The sequence below is a fragment of the Flavobacterium aquidurense genome (assembly GCF_002217195.1).
In the GTDB taxonomy this organism is placed as follows: Bacteria; Bacteroidota; Bacteroidia; order Flavobacteriales; family Flavobacteriaceae; genus Flavobacterium; species Flavobacterium frigidimaris.
Map to the genome: position 1 here is coordinate 220,411 of NZ_MUGR01000014.1, position 16,639 is coordinate 237,049.

Annotated in this window: 13 protein-coding genes; 8 read left to right on the forward strand and 5 right to left on the reverse strand. The window is 35.1% G+C overall.

Translation table 11 applies throughout. The annotated features are described in order from the left end of the window. Positions 1-227: 227 nt before the first annotated feature. Positions 228-2,771 carry a zinc-dependent metalloprotease gene (locus B0A67_RS08170; protein ID WP_242670942.1) on the forward strand — a complete coding sequence of 848 codons (2,544 nt, stop codon included), beginning with the start codon at positions 228-230 and terminating at the stop codon, positions 2,769-2,771. A gap of 87 nt (positions 2,772-2,858) precedes the next feature. Here the strand turns inward: B0A67_RS08170 and B0A67_RS08175 are convergent, their stop codons facing one another. Then, positions 2,859-3,542, reverse strand: a complete 684-nt coding sequence (locus B0A67_RS08175; protein ID WP_072957032.1) for a ComF family protein — start codon at positions 3,540-3,542, stop codon at positions 2,859-2,861. Between the two features lie 98 nt (positions 3,543-3,640). Between B0A67_RS08175 and B0A67_RS08180 the strand changes: the two genes are divergently transcribed. The 5 genes from B0A67_RS08180 (at position 3,641) to B0A67_RS08205 (ending at position 9,565) form a co-directional block, all read left to right on the forward strand. Continuing rightward, complete coding sequence (locus B0A67_RS08180; protein ID WP_072957029.1) at positions 3,641-5,179, forward strand: glycine--tRNA ligase; 1,539 nt, start codon at positions 3,641-3,643, stop codon at positions 5,177-5,179. Between the two features lie 246 nt (positions 5,180-5,425). Beyond that, positions 5,426-6,259 (forward strand): LytR/AlgR family response regulator transcription factor, encoded by an 834-nt coding sequence (locus tag B0A67_RS08190; RefSeq protein ID WP_242670943.1) that lies wholly within the window; start codon positions 5,426-5,428, stop codon positions 6,257-6,259. A 174-nt stretch (positions 6,260-6,433) separates the two neighbouring features. After that, positions 6,434-6,721 (forward strand): hypothetical protein, encoded by a 288-nt coding sequence (locus B0A67_RS08195; RefSeq protein ID WP_072957021.1) that lies wholly within the window; start codon positions 6,434-6,436, stop codon positions 6,719-6,721. 97 nt (positions 6,722-6,818) lie between these two features. Then, on the forward strand, positions 6,819-8,870 hold the full coding sequence (locus B0A67_RS08200) for a tetratricopeptide repeat-containing sensor histidine kinase (RefSeq protein ID WP_084074488.1): 2,052 nt from the start codon (positions 6,819-6,821) through the stop codon (positions 8,868-8,870). Beyond that, on the forward strand, positions 8,867-9,565 hold the full coding sequence (locus B0A67_RS08205) for a response regulator (protein ID WP_072957018.1): 699 nt from the start codon (positions 8,867-8,869) through the stop codon (positions 9,563-9,565). Before B0A67_RS08200 ends, B0A67_RS08205 begins: the two co-directional genes overlap by 4 nt. Positions 9,566-9,653: 88 nt before the next feature. Here B0A67_RS08205 and thiL read toward each other — a convergent pair whose 3' ends face one another. Beyond that, the gene (gene thiL / locus B0A67_RS08210) at positions 9,654-10,700 is read right to left on the reverse strand and encodes a thiamine-phosphate kinase (protein ID WP_072957015.1); all 1,047 of its coding nucleotides are present in this window, start codon (positions 10,698-10,700) and stop codon (positions 9,654-9,656) included. A 385-nt stretch (positions 10,701-11,085) separates the two neighbouring features. Here thiL and B0A67_RS08215 point away from each other — a divergent pair, with 385 nt between their 5' ends. Continuing rightward, positions 11,086-12,018 (forward strand): 1-phosphofructokinase family hexose kinase, encoded by a 933-nt coding sequence (locus B0A67_RS08215; RefSeq protein WP_072957012.1) that lies wholly within the window; start codon positions 11,086-11,088, stop codon positions 12,016-12,018. Between the two features lie 209 nt (positions 12,019-12,227). Continuing rightward, a complete protein-coding gene (locus B0A67_RS08220) occupies positions 12,228-12,707 on the forward strand; it encodes a DinB family protein (RefSeq protein ID WP_072957010.1) in 480 nt (159 codons plus the stop codon). A 71-nt stretch (positions 12,708-12,778) separates the two neighbouring features. Here the strand turns inward: B0A67_RS08220 and B0A67_RS08225 are convergent, their stop codons facing one another. From B0A67_RS08225 to lepA, 3 genes are all read right to left on the reverse strand, one after another. Beyond that, positions 12,779-13,738, reverse strand: coding sequence for a helix-turn-helix transcriptional regulator (locus B0A67_RS08225; protein WP_072957007.1), 960 nt, complete (start codon positions 13,736-13,738; stop codon positions 12,779-12,781). A gap of 116 nt (positions 13,739-13,854) precedes the next feature. Continuing rightward, a complete protein-coding gene (locus tag B0A67_RS08230) occupies positions 13,855-14,469 on the reverse strand; it encodes an outer membrane beta-barrel protein (protein WP_072957004.1) in 615 nt (204 codons plus the stop codon). A 293-nt stretch (positions 14,470-14,762) separates the two neighbouring features. Next, positions 14,763-16,559, reverse strand: coding sequence for a translation elongation factor 4 (gene lepA, locus B0A67_RS08235; protein ID WP_072957000.1), 1,797 nt, complete (start codon positions 16,557-16,559; stop codon positions 14,763-14,765). Positions 16,560-16,639: the final 80 nt, after the last annotated feature.

The window sequence follows — 16,639 nt, forward strand, 5'->3', positions numbered from 1 at the left end:
AATTGTCGTATAAGTGTAAGAATTTGATTTAATTCGCTTAATTTTGATTTTTCAATTTCCACCTGAATATGAAAAAAAAGCTACTTTTTTTATTTTTTATTTTTTGTTGTGCAAATATTTACGCTCAAAGTGATGATTTGTGGCAAAAAGTAACCTCCGGTTCTACGGGCAAAAGAGTAAATTTATCTGATTCACAAAGGAATTACTATAAGCTTAATACTGATTTTTTGAAGTCGAAACTTTCAGGAGTAACAAATAAAACCCCAAAAAGTACTACTGCAGAAATTACAATTCCAAATTCTAATGGCGTTTTAGAGCGATTTACAGTTTGGGAATCTTCTAATTTCGAACCGGAATTACAGGCAAAATATCCTGAAATAAGAGCTTATGAAGGAAGTGGTCTGGATGATACAACAGCTAAGATTCATTTTAGCGTAGCGCCGATCGGTGTACAGACAATGGTACTTCGTGCTAATAAACCATCTGAGTATATAGAACAAAATGAGGATAATAAGGCTGAATATGTTTTGTTTACTAAAAATGACGGAACATCAACAAGCCAATTAGAATGTAAAACGACGGATATAATTTCGAACAACAATACTTCCTCAAAAACATCTAAATCAGCGGCAAGCAATAAAATTTTTAAAACGTTGCGATTGGCACTTTCTTGCACAGGAGAGTATACAGCTTATTTTGGCGGGACAAAAGCCGGTGCACTGGCAGGTATGAATGCTTCTTTGACAAGAGTAAATGGTATTTTTAATAAAGATCTTGCTGTAAAGTTAGAACTGATCGCCAATACAGATGCCGTAATTTACACAAATGCGGCAACAGATCCTTACTCAGACGCCAGTAAAGGAACGTCAGTAGATAACTCAGACGGTAATGATTATTGGAGTAAAGAAGTACAAAGTACATTGACAAGTGTCATTGGTGAAGGAAATTATGATATCGGGCATTTATTTGGAGCTACAGGAGGCGGCGGTAATGCGGCCTGTATTGGTTGTGTTTGCGATAGTCCGACAGCCTCAAATGTTATTGGTAAAGGTAGCGGCTACACTTCGCCATCAAATGGAAGACCTCAGGGAGATGCATTTGATATTGATTTTGTGGCTCACGAAATGGGACATCAGCTTGGTGCTAATCATACTTTTTCTTTTGATGGAGCTGAAAGAACAGGTGTCAATGTGGAGCCCGGAAGCGGTTCTACAATTATGGGATATGCAGGAATAACAAAATATAATGTTCAGGAGAACTCAGACGATTATTTTGCCTACGTAAGCATTGCGCAAATTCAAAGTAATCTTGCTGCAAAAAGTTGTCCGGTAAATACCCCGATAACAAATAATCCTCCAACAATCAATGCCGGTTTAGATTATTCGATTCCTATTGGCACAGCATTTATTTTAACGGGTACCGGTTCAGATCCTGAAGGTGATACCATTACTTATACCTGGGAACAATATGATAGTGCAGTCTCATCTTCTACAGCGAACAGCAATAGTATTGCGTATCCAACAAAACCGGATGGTCCATTATTCAGATCTGTAGCTCCGGGAAGTTCTCTAATTCGCTATATGCCAGATTTTAATGCTGTTCTTCAGAATAAATTAACCACTACCTGGGAGTCTGTTTCGTCTATTGCCAGAACGTTGCATTTTAGTCTGACCGGAAGAGATAATGCAGCTCAGGGAACGGCGCAAACAAATACAGATACGATGATTGTAAATGTAATGGCCAATGCAGGACCATTTACAGTTACTTCTCAGAATGCGAATGATGTGAGCTGGCAAAAAGGATCATTTCAAACCATAATCTGGAGCGTAAATAATACCAATACATTACAGGGGTCTTCAACCGTAAATATCAAATTATCTCTGGATGGTGGCGTAACCTTTCCGATAATGCTCGCCTCAAATACTGCAAATGATGGTTCAGAAGTGATTCAGATCCCAACGACTATAGAAAGTTCAACAAATTGCAGAATTTTGGTTCAGCCAACGGCTAATATTTATTACGCTTTAAACAGCAAATCATTTGCAGTGGGGTATACATCGACAACAACTTGTGATGCATATAGTTTCGGAAATGCTTTTGATATTCCTTTTGCAACAACTTTTATTAGCAAAACTGTAAATGTACCTGCTTCAACAGGAACCGTTTCTGATGTAAATGTTTTGGTAAACTTTACACATGACAGACTTTCTGATGTCGAAATTCAGATCGTAAATCCGCAAGGAACAGTTGTCAATCTTTATAATAATGCAAGTTGTGGAGGAATAAAGTCTACTTTGGCACTTGAATATGATGATAATGGAATTGCATTAGATTGTTCTAAAACAACAAGTCAGATTGTAGTTCCGATCGATTTGTTAAGCGTTTTCAACGGCAAGGATCCTAAAGGAAACTGGACTTTAAGAGTTCGTGATGCAGTTACAGGCAATTTGGGAAAAATAAATTCGGCTTCGATAAATATCTGTAATCAAACTTTTACCGCAGGCATCCCTGATGTTCAGAATCCTGACTTTACGCTATATCCAAATCCCAATAGAGGAAATTTTACGATTCAGTTCAAAAGCGATTCTCTCAGCACAATTCACGTTGATGTATATGATGTTTTAGGTAAAAAAGTCTATTCTGATTCCTTTGCTAAAACTTCCTATTTCAATCAGAACATTCAATTGTCAAATTTCTCTTCAGGAATTTACTTCGTTACAGTTCTGGAAGGAGATCGAAGAACGGTTAAGAAAATAATCGTAAATAAATAAAATTCCAAAAAATAAATTCCAAATTCCAAATTCCAAACTTTTGTAACCATTGGAATTTGGAATTTATTTTTTGGAGTTTCTTGTATTTTATGAATTCGCTATTGCCATACAGACAATGCTGATTTTTGCTCCCGGAATTTTTAATAAAGCACGCGCACAGGCTTCTAGAGTTGCTCCGGTGGTCAGAACATCGTCTACAATTAAAAAGTGTTTGTTTTGATTTTCTTCAGCGGTAATAACATCAAAAATATTTTCGATATTATCAGATCTTCCGGCGAGATTCTTTTTTGATTGTGTTTTAGAATATTTCTTTCGATATAAAACAGTCCCGTCATAGTCAATATTTAAACCCTGCGCTACCGCTTTTCCAAAAGTAGTAACCTGATTATAGCCTCGTTCCCTGAATTTTTTGGGATGTAGCGGAACGGGAATTACCATGTCGAAAGGAGTCTCGAGAACTAATTCTTTTAAATCTTCGACATACCAATTGCCTAAAACGGTTCCAATTTCTTCATGCCCTCTGTATTTTAGATTGTGAATGAGTTCCTGAACAATTCCTTTTTTGTTGAAATACAAAAGTGCTGATGCGTGTTCGATAGCAATCTTGCCATAGAATTTTTTGACAGCTTCATTTTTAGGATCTAAATGATATTGTGTCAGGGGCATTTCGTGACGACAAGTGGTACACAAAACAGTTTCGTTACTGATTAAAATTGTGTGACATCCGGCACAAACTTTAGGGAAAAACAGGTTAATAAGATAATTAAACACAAATAGAAAGAATTTAGTTACAAAAATAACGAAATGAATGCTTCAATCTTTATAATTTTTCTTTTTTTTCAACGTACTTTTTATATTTTTGCATCACTATGGCAAAACAAGAAGATATATTTAAGAATGTGGTTTCGCACGCAAAAGAGTACGGATTTATTTTTCCGTCAAGCGAAGTATACGATGGATTGAGTGCAGTGTATGATTATGCACAAAATGGTGTCGAGTTAAAAAAGAATATCCGTGAATATTGGTGGAAATCAATGGTTCAGATGAACGAGAATATTGTAGGCCTTGATGCTGCAATATTAATGCATCCAACGACTTGGAAAGCTTCAGGCCACGTAGATGCTTTCAATGATCCGTTAATTGATAATAAAGATTCAAAAAAGAGATATAGAGCTGACGTTTTAGTTGAAGATTATGCTGAAAAGCTGAATCAAAAGGCTCAGAAAGAAATTGAAAAAGCAAGAGCTCGTTTTGGTGATGCTTTTAATGAGCAGGAATTTGTGACAACAAATGCCCGTGTTATAGAATATCTTTCAAAATACAAAGAAATTCTGTCAAGGCTTGCAAAAGGTATGAGCGACGATCTTCAGGATGTAAAAGCTTTAATCGAAGAATTAGAAATTGCTGATCCTGAAACAGGTTCTAAAAACTGGACAGATGTAAAGCAATTCAACTTAATGTTTGGAACTAAACTTGGAGCTTCTGCAGATTCTGCAATGGATTTATATTTACGTCCGGAAACAGCTCAGGGTATTTTTGTGAATTTCCTGAATGTTCAGAAATCAGGCCGTATGAAAATTCCTTTTGGAATTGCTCAAACGGGTAAAGCGTTTAGAAACGAGATTGTTGCAAGACAATTTATTTTCCGTATGCGTGAATTCGAACAAATGGAAATGCAATTTTTCGTTCGTCCTGGTGAAGAAATGAAATGGTACCACCACTGGAAAGAAACCCGTTTGAACTGGCACTTATCTTTAGGATTAGGAAAAGAAAATTACCGTTTTCACGATCACGAAAAATTAGCGCACTATGCAAATGCTGCTGCTGATATTGAGTTTAATTTCCCGTTCGGATTCAAAGAATTAGAAGGAATTCACTCTCGTACAGATTTCGATTTAAAAGCGCACGAAGAGTATTCTGGTAGAAAACTACAATATTTTGACCCTGAACTAAATGAAAACTATGTACCATACGTAGTAGAAACGTCAGTTGGTTTAGATCGTATGTTCCTGGCTGTTTTTGCCACTTCACTAAAAGAAGAGGTTTTAGAAGACGGTTCAACAAGAACAGTTTTAAAATTACCGTCTGTTCTAGCACCAACAAAAGTGGCTATTTTACCATTGATTAAAAAAGATGGATTGCCGGATATCGCTAAAAAAATCATCGATGATTTAAAATGGGATTTCACTGTGGCATATGATGAAAAAGATGCAGTAGGCCGTCGTTACAGAAGACAAGATGCTCTTGGAACTCCGTTTTGCGTTACAGTAGATCATCAGACAATCGAAGATCAAACAGTAACGATTCGTCACAGAGATACAATGAAACAAGACCGTGTAAAAATATCTGAATTGAAAGATATTATTGAAAACGAAGTTTCGATGAAAAACTGGTTAATGAAAATGTAAGTTTTTTAAAAATAACACCATAAAAATCCCAAATTCCATATCGGAATTTGGGATTTTTTTAATTTTATCAATGCATTTCATCGGTTTTTTTTGCATTTCGTCCTTATGTGTTAACATTTGTGTGCAATGTATTAACAATGAAATAGTAGAATAGCTGAAATTTGTATTTTTAATTGCGAATAAACCACTAAAAATAAATTTTTTCAAAAGTATTGATGAGGCTAAAGGAATAGTTGTCTGGGATTCATGAAAATTCAACAAAAACTAACATTGAAAAAGTATTCGTATATTATTATTGACGATGATGCAGAAAGTATTCTAAAAACAAAAACAGTTGCAGCGAGTTTTCCGGAGTTGACTTTTTTGGCTTCGGCTGTGAACTACCAGGACGGTTTGTATCTGGTTTTAGAACATCAGCCTTCGATTGTTTTTTTAGAAATTGATCCAAAAGACACAATCAGTAATCTTTCGCTCTCATTTATAAACGAGCTTTATCGGTTTTTCTCCCTTATTCCCAAGATAATTATTACCACCACAAAAAAGGAATTGGCTTTTGATGCCATTCAGTACAGTGTTTTTGATTATTTATTAAAACCTGTGCAGTCAATAGATCTGGTAATGCTAGTTCTGAAACTGAAAAAGAATGTTTTAGAAAATAATTCAGTTGAAATACGAAGTGAAGCTGCTTCAGCAATACTTCCAGTTGTACAAATGCCGCAAATTGTTGAGAAACCCCTTATTATTTGCATTAAATCGTATGGAGATTATCGGTATATCAACTCACTCGATATTTGTTATTTTCAGGCAGATAATAATTCGACAGATATTTATCTGAATTCCGGAGAGATGATAACAGCTTTTAAAACTTTAAAGCATTTTGAAGGCATTTTGTCCTATCCTTTTGTTCGAATTCACAACAGTTATATAATCAATAGAAATTATATTTCGAGAATTCATAACGGAAGCTCAGTTTGTTACATAAAAAACTCTCCCAAAAAGATCCCTTTTTCCAAAACCTACAAATCAAATGTAGATAGAATTATTGCTGATTTTTCTATAGGAAATTACTTAGAAGTCTAAAAACTAGGTGATTACATCAATTTGATGCCCATTGACTATCAATTGGGTATGTTCTACCATAAACCTGTTTTTTCGTATAAATTTTTTTTGAATCCGGAGTTAGTTTTACACCATGATTCGCACAGAGCGATGATTCTCCAAAAATAATATATCAAAAATTAAATACCTCAAATCATGAAAAAAGCAGCTTTAACATTCGGATTATTTTCTTTAGTAATGGTAGCAACTTCATTTGCAACCCCACAAACAAATTCTTCATTAACTTTAGATAATGGTAATTTTCGTGGAATAGATGATGGCGCTATGACAGGAGGGAAAAAGAAACTTGATTTTCAAGTAACAAATGGAATAGATGATGGTGCTATGACAGGAGGTAAAAAGAAACTTGATTTTCAGGGAACAAGTAATGATCAATTAAATAATGTTAATCAGTCATTAGGAAGAAATATAAAATTAGATTAAAACTAATTCATTACGATTTTATTTGGGCCATCAATTTCTTGATGGCCTTTTTTTGTGTTTATAGATTTAGTATTTTTGATGAAATCCAAATCTACAATTGAAAAAAAAATATCAGATAATATTGTTTATTTTCTTTGTTTTGTTGAGTTGTTCCAAAAAAAACAAGTCAGATAACGACATCATATCTCCAGAAGACAGTCTTCCTGTTTATCTTAAATTGGCAAATGATTTTGATTTGCCTTTACACTTCAAACAAAAATACAATCAAAAAGCATTAGCTATTATTATTAATCAGAAAGATGATTCTATTAATAGAGTTAATCTTTTTAAAGTTGCTAATCGCTACTATAACATGAGCGACTGGAAAGCTTATCTTAAAACTACAAAGTTAATTTTAGAGCGGGCAAAAAACTCTAAAGATTCTGTAAACATGGCCAAAGCCTATACCTATCTAGGAGACTATTATGTATCTCAATCTGTTGTAGATAGTGCGTTTATGAGTTATTTTAAGGCCGAAAAAGTTTATTTGCGAATCAACGATGAATATAATTTAGCGAAAACATTTTTAAGTAAGGCAAGTCTTCAATATAATCAAGGGGACTATTTTGAAAGTGAAATTGCAGTTTTTAAAGCTTTAAGCAGCTTAAAGAAGCAAAAAAAAGTCAATGACCAATTTTATGAAAGTTATAATCTTCTCGGAATATTGTATAACGAGAGAGAGGAATATCCTAAGGCATTAGAATATCAAAAGAAAGCTCTAAGTGTTTTAGAAGATAAATCAATACCGTTAGAATATCAGTTTAAAGCTACTTCTTTAAATAATATAGGTTTTATTTATATGAGTATGCACAATTATAAAGAGGCAATTGTCTATTATAAAAGAGGGTTAGAAGAGAAAAAATTATTTGAGGAAAAACCAATATTATATGCGATGCTTCTGGATAACCTGGCTTATTCGAAGTTTAAATTAAATGAACCGAATGAATTGCCGGATTTGTTTTATAAGTCTTTAAAAATTAGGGACAGTCTCATGCTTAAATCGGCAATAGTATCAAGTAAAATACATCTGTCAGAGTATTACGCTTATAACAAAGATACTTTTAGGGCTGTTCAATATTCAAAACAGGCACTCATTTTATCCCGTACATTGGGCAAGTTAAATAGTACATTAGGAGCTCTGAAACAAATTGCAGTTGTTGATCCTAAAAATGCTTCAGATTATACGAAAGAGTATATCAAATTAAACGACCAAATGTTAAGGGCAGAACGTAAAATGGGCGAAAAATTCTCCCGTATACAATACGAAACCAACGAAATAAAAGATCAAAACTCAAATCTTCAGGAGAAAAATAAAACCCTGATATATGTTTTTAGTATTTGTACCCTGATAGGTTTATTCTTTTATGTGTACAAAACGCAGCAGGCTAAAAACCGGGAGTTACTTTTTAAGCAGCAACAGCAGATTGCCAACGAAGACATTTATAATCTGATGATCTCGCAGCAAAATGATATTGAACAGACGCGTATTAAAGAAAAGAAAAAAGTAGCTCAGGATTTGCACGATGGCGTTTTAGGAAGAATGTTTGGCGTGAGGATAAGCTTAGACAGTCTGGATAAAATTGATGAGGCAGAAGCCGCTCCCAAAAGAAAAAAATATCTGACCGAACTAAAACATATCGAAGAAGACATACGCGAAATTTCACATGACTTAAATAGAGAGAAATCCGAATTAATTAATAATTTTATCGCGATTTTAAATAAATTATTCGAAGACCAGCAAAATACCTACGATTCAAAATTAATTACCTCATTTGATTCTAATATTAAATGGGAACTGGTAAGTAATACCGTTAAAATTAATTTATACAGAATCATTCAGGAAGCATTGCAGAATTGTAATAAGTATGCAAATGCAGACACTATTACAGTTGAATTTAAAAGTGAAATAGATCATTTGGTTTTGTCTATTTCTGATGACGGAATTGGATTTAATGTCAAAAGAATTAAGAATGGCATAGGATTACATAATATCCAATACAGAGCGGCGGAATGCAAAGGGACAGCCTCTTTGAAATCAGCCAAAGGCGAAGGAACACTTCTTGAAATTAAAATCCCCATAGATCAGAAAATTAACCTACAGAATACATGACAATTGACTTAAATGCCCCCGATCCCAAATTAATTAAAAAAAACATATTAATTGTTGACGATCACCCCTTTATTATTGAAGGGTATAAAAATGCAATAACACGTTATCATCCGGATCAGTACGAATTTATAATTTCGCAGGCCCACGATTGTAAATCCGGATATGATTTGATTCAGGACGGGCAAAGTCCGGAGTTTGATATTGCTTTTTTAGATATTAGTATGCCTTCTTATGAAGAAAAAGATATTTTTTCAGGTGAAGATCTTGCAAGGCTAATCTTAAAGAAAATGCCAAGCTGTAAAGTCATTTTACTGACAATGTATACAGAATTGCTAAAAATAAAAACCATTATCAGAACCATTCAGCCGAATGGTTTGGTTATAAAAAATGATCTGACGTTTGATGAATTGCTTTTTGCACTGGACAAAGTCATGAAAAATGACAAATATTACAGTCAGTCGGTTCAGAAAATACTCAACCAGTCGCCTCATAATTTAATCGAAATTGATGAGTTTGATAAACAAATTTTATTTCATCTCTCAAAAGGAACGCCAGTAGAAGATATGCCGCAATACATTCCGATTTCTTTGAATGCGATTGAAAAACGTAAATTAAGCCTCAAAGAATTGCTCAAAGTAAAATCAGGTTCTGATGAAGAATTACTGAAAGAAGCCAAGAGTAAAGGACTTTTTTAAGAATGAAATTCTAAACAAAAAATTCCAAATTCCAATAATACAAGATCATTGGAATTTGGAATTTTTTTTATTTGAAATTTTAAGTCGACTATTCCGTCAAAGCATCCCAGCCACGCGCTTTCAAAGCAATTTGGGTGTTGGCCCGGGTCACTAAATGTATGCCTTCGCTTTCGTCTGCCATATGACCAATTACAGAGAAATTTGGATTTCCCTTTATCTTGTCAAAATCATTAATGTCAATTGTAAAAAGCAATTCATAATCTTCACCGCCATTAATCGCAACGGTTGTACTGTCGATATTAAACTCTTCGCAAGTCGAAATAAATTGTGGATCTAACGGAAGTTTATCTTCATATAAATTACAGCCTACTTTTGACTGTTTACATAAATGAATAATCTCAGAAGATAAACCGTCTGAAATATCGATCATCGAAGTGGGCTTGATTTCAAGAGCGTGCAATAAAGTACGAACATCTTTGCGTGCTTCAGGTTTCAGCTGGCGTTCGATAAGATAACTGTACATATCAAGATCAGGCTGACTGTTTGGGTTCACCTGGAAAACCTGTTTTTCGCGTTCTAAGACTTGTAAGCCCATATATGCAGCGCCAATATCACCGGTTACCACAAGTAAATCTGTTTGTTTGGCACCATTTCTATAGACCAGTTCATCTTCATCAGCTTCACCAATTGCTGTAATGCTAATAATTAATCCTTTTTGCGATGAGGTAGTGTCGCCGCCAATAACATCAACTTTATATTCTTTTGCAGCGTGTGTAATCCCATCAAATAATTCTTCTAAGGCTTCTAGTGGAAAACGGTTAGAAACCGCTACAGAAACCGTTATTTGCGTTGGTTTGGCATTCATGGCACAAATGTCAGACAGGTTTACAACAACTGCTTTGTACCCTAAATGTTTTAATGGCATATAAGCCAAATCAAAATGTACGCCTTCGATCAGTAAATCAGTTGAAACCACTACTTTTTTATCCTTAAAATCAAGAACAGCAGCATCGTCACCAATACTTTTTAAAGTAGATTCCTGAGTAACATCAAAATTTTTGGTGAGATGTTCAATTAAGCCAAATTCACCTAATTGGGCTATACTGGTACGTTGCGGATTTTTATCTTCGATCATTTTTTTTAAGTTCCAATGTTTGTAAGGCGCAAAGGTACAAATTTTAATGGCGTAATATCGTAGAGATGAACAGCAGTAAATCTTGCTCATAATAAAGCGTTTGTTATAATCGATAAAAGTATTTAACACATAGCAACAGAGAGATAAAAACATAAATCAAAAACATATTCGAAGAAAATCAAGATTTTCAACACAAAGCTATGTTTTCTTTAGAAAAGTGAAACGTCTTTATTCTCAAAGAAAAGCTATGTTTCTATGTGTTAGAATAAAATTGCAATATTTGTAGAGAATGCGTCTTTATACCTGTTTGAAAACTATTGTAAATGACCTGTTTTTCTAAACAACATTTTTTTCGGATCTTTAAGAGAATTAAAAACAATAAAAAATGAAATCATTTGATATAGTTACACTAACCGTAAACCCTTCAGTAGATAAAAGCACCCATTTTACAGGCCTGATTGCGGAGCAGAAAATAAGATGCGGAGAACCGCAATTTGATGCCGGCGGTGGCGGAATAAATGTTTCTAAAGCTATTGCACGCTTACACGGAAGTTCACTGGCGGTTTTTACTTCGGGCGGAGCTGTTGGCGAAATGCTGAAAGATTTAGTAAAAGAGGAGACAGTTGATTTTGAGGCAATTGAAACCAAAACAGCGACAAGAGAAAATTTTATAGCCGTAGATGATCATACGAATTCACAATACAGATTTGGGTTTTCGGGAGATGTTTTATCCAATTCAGAAGTAAAAAAGGTGTTGGAAACCATTTCGAATTTAAAACCAAAATTTTTAGTCGCAAGCGGAAGTTTAAATGAAGGTTTGTCAACCGATTTTTACCAAAAAGTAGCTGAAATAGCCAAGAAATCAAATTCAAAACTAATCGTTGATACTTCCGGCGAAGCCTTAAAAAAAGTTCTGGAAACAGGAGCCTATCTGATAAAACCCAATGTAGGTGAACTGGCAAAATTAGTGGGTGTTGAGCGTCTTGAAATGGAAGAGGTAAATGAAGCGGCAAAAAAAATAATTACCAAAGGCGGAGCCGAAATTGTGGTAGTTTCACTTGGCCCGCAAGGAGCTGTTTTAGTAACTAAGGATGAATATGAATATGTTCCGGCACCAAATGTTGCCAAAAAAAGTACAGTTGGTGCAGGCGATAGCATGGTAGGAGGAATGGTTTGGGCATTGTCTCAAAATAAAAGCCTGAAAGAAGTAATTCGCTGGGGAGTCGCCTGCGGATCTGCCGCAACAATGAATGAAGGAACAAAATTGTTTAAGTATGAAGATGCCAATCGCCTGTTTGAATGGCTGAAGAATAAATAAAATCATTGCGTGTTACCCGACAGGTTTTAAAAATCTTTAGGGTTTGGTTGATGGTAAATAATGAGTTTACGTTGTGTGAGAGGTATTGCTGTGTGACTCTATAGCAGGAAATGAAAAAGTATTTAATTTTTTTTTTTTTTCCTGCTGACAAACTGTTGTCACCGGCCCTAAATACTTTTGAAGTATTAAAAATATAAAACTTTAAAACTATGAAAACATTAGCTGCACAAGTGATTACTCCTGAAGATTTATTGAAACACTGGCAAGGTCATCGCGCTCTTACACGTCGCGTGATTGAAGCGTTTCCGGAAAAAGACTTTTTTGAATTTTCGATAGGAGGAATGAGAACTTTTTCTAAAATGACAGATGAACTTTTGGCTATTGCAGTTCCCGGACTAAAAGGAATTGTGAATAAAGAAGTGAAACCTTTTACTGAAGAGACAGAAAAACTGATTTTTAAAGCGCAATATCTTGAAAAATGGGACGAAGCAACAGCAGAGATCAATGCGTATTGGGAGAAATTATCGATTGAAGATTTTAATGAAAACTTTAATCTTTTTGGCCAGTACGAATTTCCGGTGATCCAGAATGTATTGTATTTTGTTGATAATGAAGTGCACCACCGTGGACAAGGATATGTATATCTGAGAGCGTTAGGAATTGAGCCTCCTTTTTTCTGGGAAAGATAGTATTTTTGAAGATTGGCTAAATAAAAAAACTCCTGAGAGATGAACTTGAAATTCTTCTTTTGGGAGTTTTTTTATGAGAGTCTTTTTATATAACTCTCAACAAGTTCCAGCGTTCTTATTTTAAGTTTTTCCGGTTCCAGAATAGTGGCATAGTCCCCAAACATCAAAAACCAACGCGGAAAACCTTCCTGGATATCACGCGACATAAAGGTCATTTCGATCTGATCGTCGACTTCTATTTCAGAAACATAACCGTGATATTTTTGTTCGTAGCGAAGGTAATTGACAATTTTTTTCGAAACCAGAATCCGGACTTTTGTAGTTGGGATGGTTTCCGTTTTATTCAGGTAGGTTTCCAGGGAATCATGTTCTATGGTAAAATGGCATTCGGTTTTTTGAATGCCGTGAATCCTGTCTGTTCTAAATTGTCTGTAATCCTTTCGCAGATGGCAATAACCCAGAAAATACCAGTTGTTATTGTCATGAAAAACCCCCACAGGTTCAATGTTTCTATAGCTTGCTTCTTCGGCTTCTAAAGTTTTATAACAAAGGATTATTTGTTTTTTCTCGGCAATGCTTTCAAATAAAAGTGTCAGGGTATTGGGCGATTTATCAGGAAATTGCGGTCCGGAAGTCTGCATAACCACTTTTGATTCTATAGTCGAAAGCCAGTCTTTATCAGTACTTCTCAAAACAGATTTCAGTTTGTACATCGCTGCGGCATAGTGTGACCCAAGGGATGGATCAGTAAATTTCTGCATTAGTTTTTCGGCCGCGATAAAACTGCTGACTTCTTCGCGCGTAAACATAACGGGAGGTAAGCGATAACCTTCCATTAAAGCATAACCCACTCCCGCCTCACTATAAATGGGAACTCCGGAGGCTTCAAGAGTTCTAATGTCTCTGTAAATAGTTCTTAGGCTTACTTCAAAACGATCTGCTAATTCTTGTGCTTTTACAATTTTTTTAGATTGCAATTGAATAAGAATCGCGACAATACGGTCAAATCGTTTTGGGGTTTCGTCCAACATTTTTTTTTGAAGTTACTGAGTTAGTAAGGTTCAAAGATACAAAGGATGAAATTTAAAGAAAGCAAAAAAGCTGTCCCAAATTGAGACAGCTTTTTTAGTATTTGCTCGATACGAATCTAGAATCTGTACAAAAGTCCAAATTGAGGCTGGTCGAAAATGTTTTCAAATAAATTAATGTTCAAATTAAAAGTATCTGATGATTTACCATTTTCAGGCGCAACGCTGTTGTAGGCTAATACATTCGCTAATGTAAAAGTTACCGCGATATTTTTGGTAACAAAATAATTCAGTCCAACAGTAATGTCTGCCGTAACGCTGTTACTGGTATCACTGTTTGGCGGAGTTTCGATTTTATTACGTCCGTATCCTAAACCAGCCTCAGCAAAAGCTTTGAAACGTTTTTTATCCAGTTCTAAAAAGTAGTAACGGGCAAAAGCACCCACTCCAAATACATTTGTTTTTACTCTGGTAGCTTCAACTTCTTCGCTAGAGTAATTTAGTTTTGCTCCAACGGCAAACTTATCACTTAGTAAATACCCAAATTTTGGACTAAATCCATAATAATCCGAGTCGCCGCCTGTGCTAATTTTGATAGAACCCTCAAGGAACATATCGCCTTTTTCAAAAGTTATTCCTTTTGCTGAATTCATTTCAGAGTCGACCTCACCCTGTTGCGCATTGGCAAATGAAAAAGTTAGCATCGATAAAATAACAAAAAATTTAGTTTTCATAATAATTGCTTTTAAATGTTGTAAGATTAAAATTATGTTTTTACTCTTAAAAATTTGATGAAAGCAATCAATAGGATTAAAAATGAAGTTATTGAGTTAATAATCCTACTTTTTAGTAGGTGTTTACGTGTTTATTTTTGAAGATTTGTTATGATATTTTTATTATTAATGATGGATAATCGTAGGATAATGGTATGAAATCTGTCTTTTTCCAAACAAAAAACCCGATAACTTTCGTCATCGGGTTTCTCTATAATCTATTCTCTTTATTCTTTCTTCTAAAAATAAAAAGACTAATCGTTCAATTTCAAAACAGCCATAAACGCTTCCTGAGGAATCTCTACGTTTCCTACTTGTCTCATACGTTTTTTACCTTTTTTCTGTTTTTCAAGCAGTTTACGTTTACGGGAGATATCACCACCGTAACATTTTGCGGTAACGTCTTTACGAAGTGCTTTAATGGTTTCACGAGCAATAATCTTAGCACCAATTGCAGCCTGAATCGGAATGTCAAATTGTTGTCTTGGGATTAACTCGCGTAATTTCTCGGTCATTTTTTTACCAATGTTATACGCGTTGTCTTCGTGAATCAATGCAGAAAGTGCATCAACCGTTTGAGCATTCAAAAGAACATCCAGTTTTACCAGTTTCGAAGTTCTCATTCCTATCGGAGAGTAATCAAAAGAAGCATAACCTTTAGAAACTGTTTTCAGACGATCATAAAAATCGAATACAATTTCTGCCAATGGCATGTCAAAATTCAATTCAACACGTTCAGTAGTCAAATAGGTCTGGTTGGTAATTACACCACGTTTTTCGATACAAAGACTCATTACGTTTCCAACAAAGTCAGCTTTTGTAATGATGGTTGCTTTGATATAAGGTTCTTCCACTCGGTCTAAACGGGAAGGTTCAGGCAAGTCAGAAGGATTGTTTACAACAAATGGAGTTTCAGGATCTTTTTTGGTATACGCCAGGTACGAAACGTTAGGAACTGTAGTAATTACAGTCATGTCGAACTCACGCTCTAAACGTTCCTGGATAATTTCCATGTGAAGCATTCCTAAGAATCCGCAACGGAAACCAAATCCTAAGGCTGCAGAACTTTCAGGAGTAAAAACTAGCGAAGCATCATTTAGTTGCAATTTTTCCATAGAAGAACGCAAATCCTCATAATCTTCAGTATCTACAGGATAAATTCCGGCAAATACCATTGGTTTTACATCCTCAAAACCTGTAATCATATTAGTAGTCGGCGTTTTGGCATCTGTCAGAGTATCTCCAACTTTTACATCTTTGGCTTCTTTAATTCCAGAAATCAAATAACCAACATCACCTGCAGAAATAACATTTTTAGGAACCTGGTTTAATTTTAAAGTTCCAATTTCGTCAGCAAAATATTCATTGCCGGTAGCCATGAATTTAATTTTTTGCCCTTTTTTGATCTCTCCGTTTTTCACGCGAAAAATAACTTCAATTCCACGGAACGGATTGTAATGCGAATCGAAAATCAAAGCCTGTAACGGCTCATCAACATTTCCTGACGGAGGCGGGATTTTTTCGATAATGGCAGCTAAGATATTCTCAACACCAAAACCTGTTTTTCCTGAAGCATGAATAATATCTTCCAGTTTACATCCTAATAAATCAATGATATCATCACTAACTTCTTCCGGATTAGCACTTGGTAAATCAACTTTATTCAGAACCGGAATAATTTCCAGGTCATTTTCTAAAGCAAGATACAAGTTCGAAATCGTTTGTGCCTGAATACTTTGCGCAGCATCCACAATCAAAAGTGCGCCTTCGCAGGCAGCAATAGATCGTGAAACTTCGTATGAAAAGTCAACGTGACCGGGAGTGTCAATAAGATTTAAAATATATTCTTCTCCTTTATAGGTATATTCCATCTGAATGGCGTGGCTCTTAATAGTGATTCCACGCTCACGCTCCAGGTCCATGTTGTCAAGCAATTGAGCTTTTTCTTCACGAGCTGTAACGGTTTGTGTAGCGCCTAATAAGCGGTCTGCCAATGTACTTTTACCGTGGTCAATGTGTGCAATAATGCAAAAGTTACGTATCTTCTTCATTTTAATATATCAATTCTCTAAACGAGTTTTAAGTAATTTCAGGGTATAATTTGCGCTGTAGGGATTGCCTTAGAGCATGT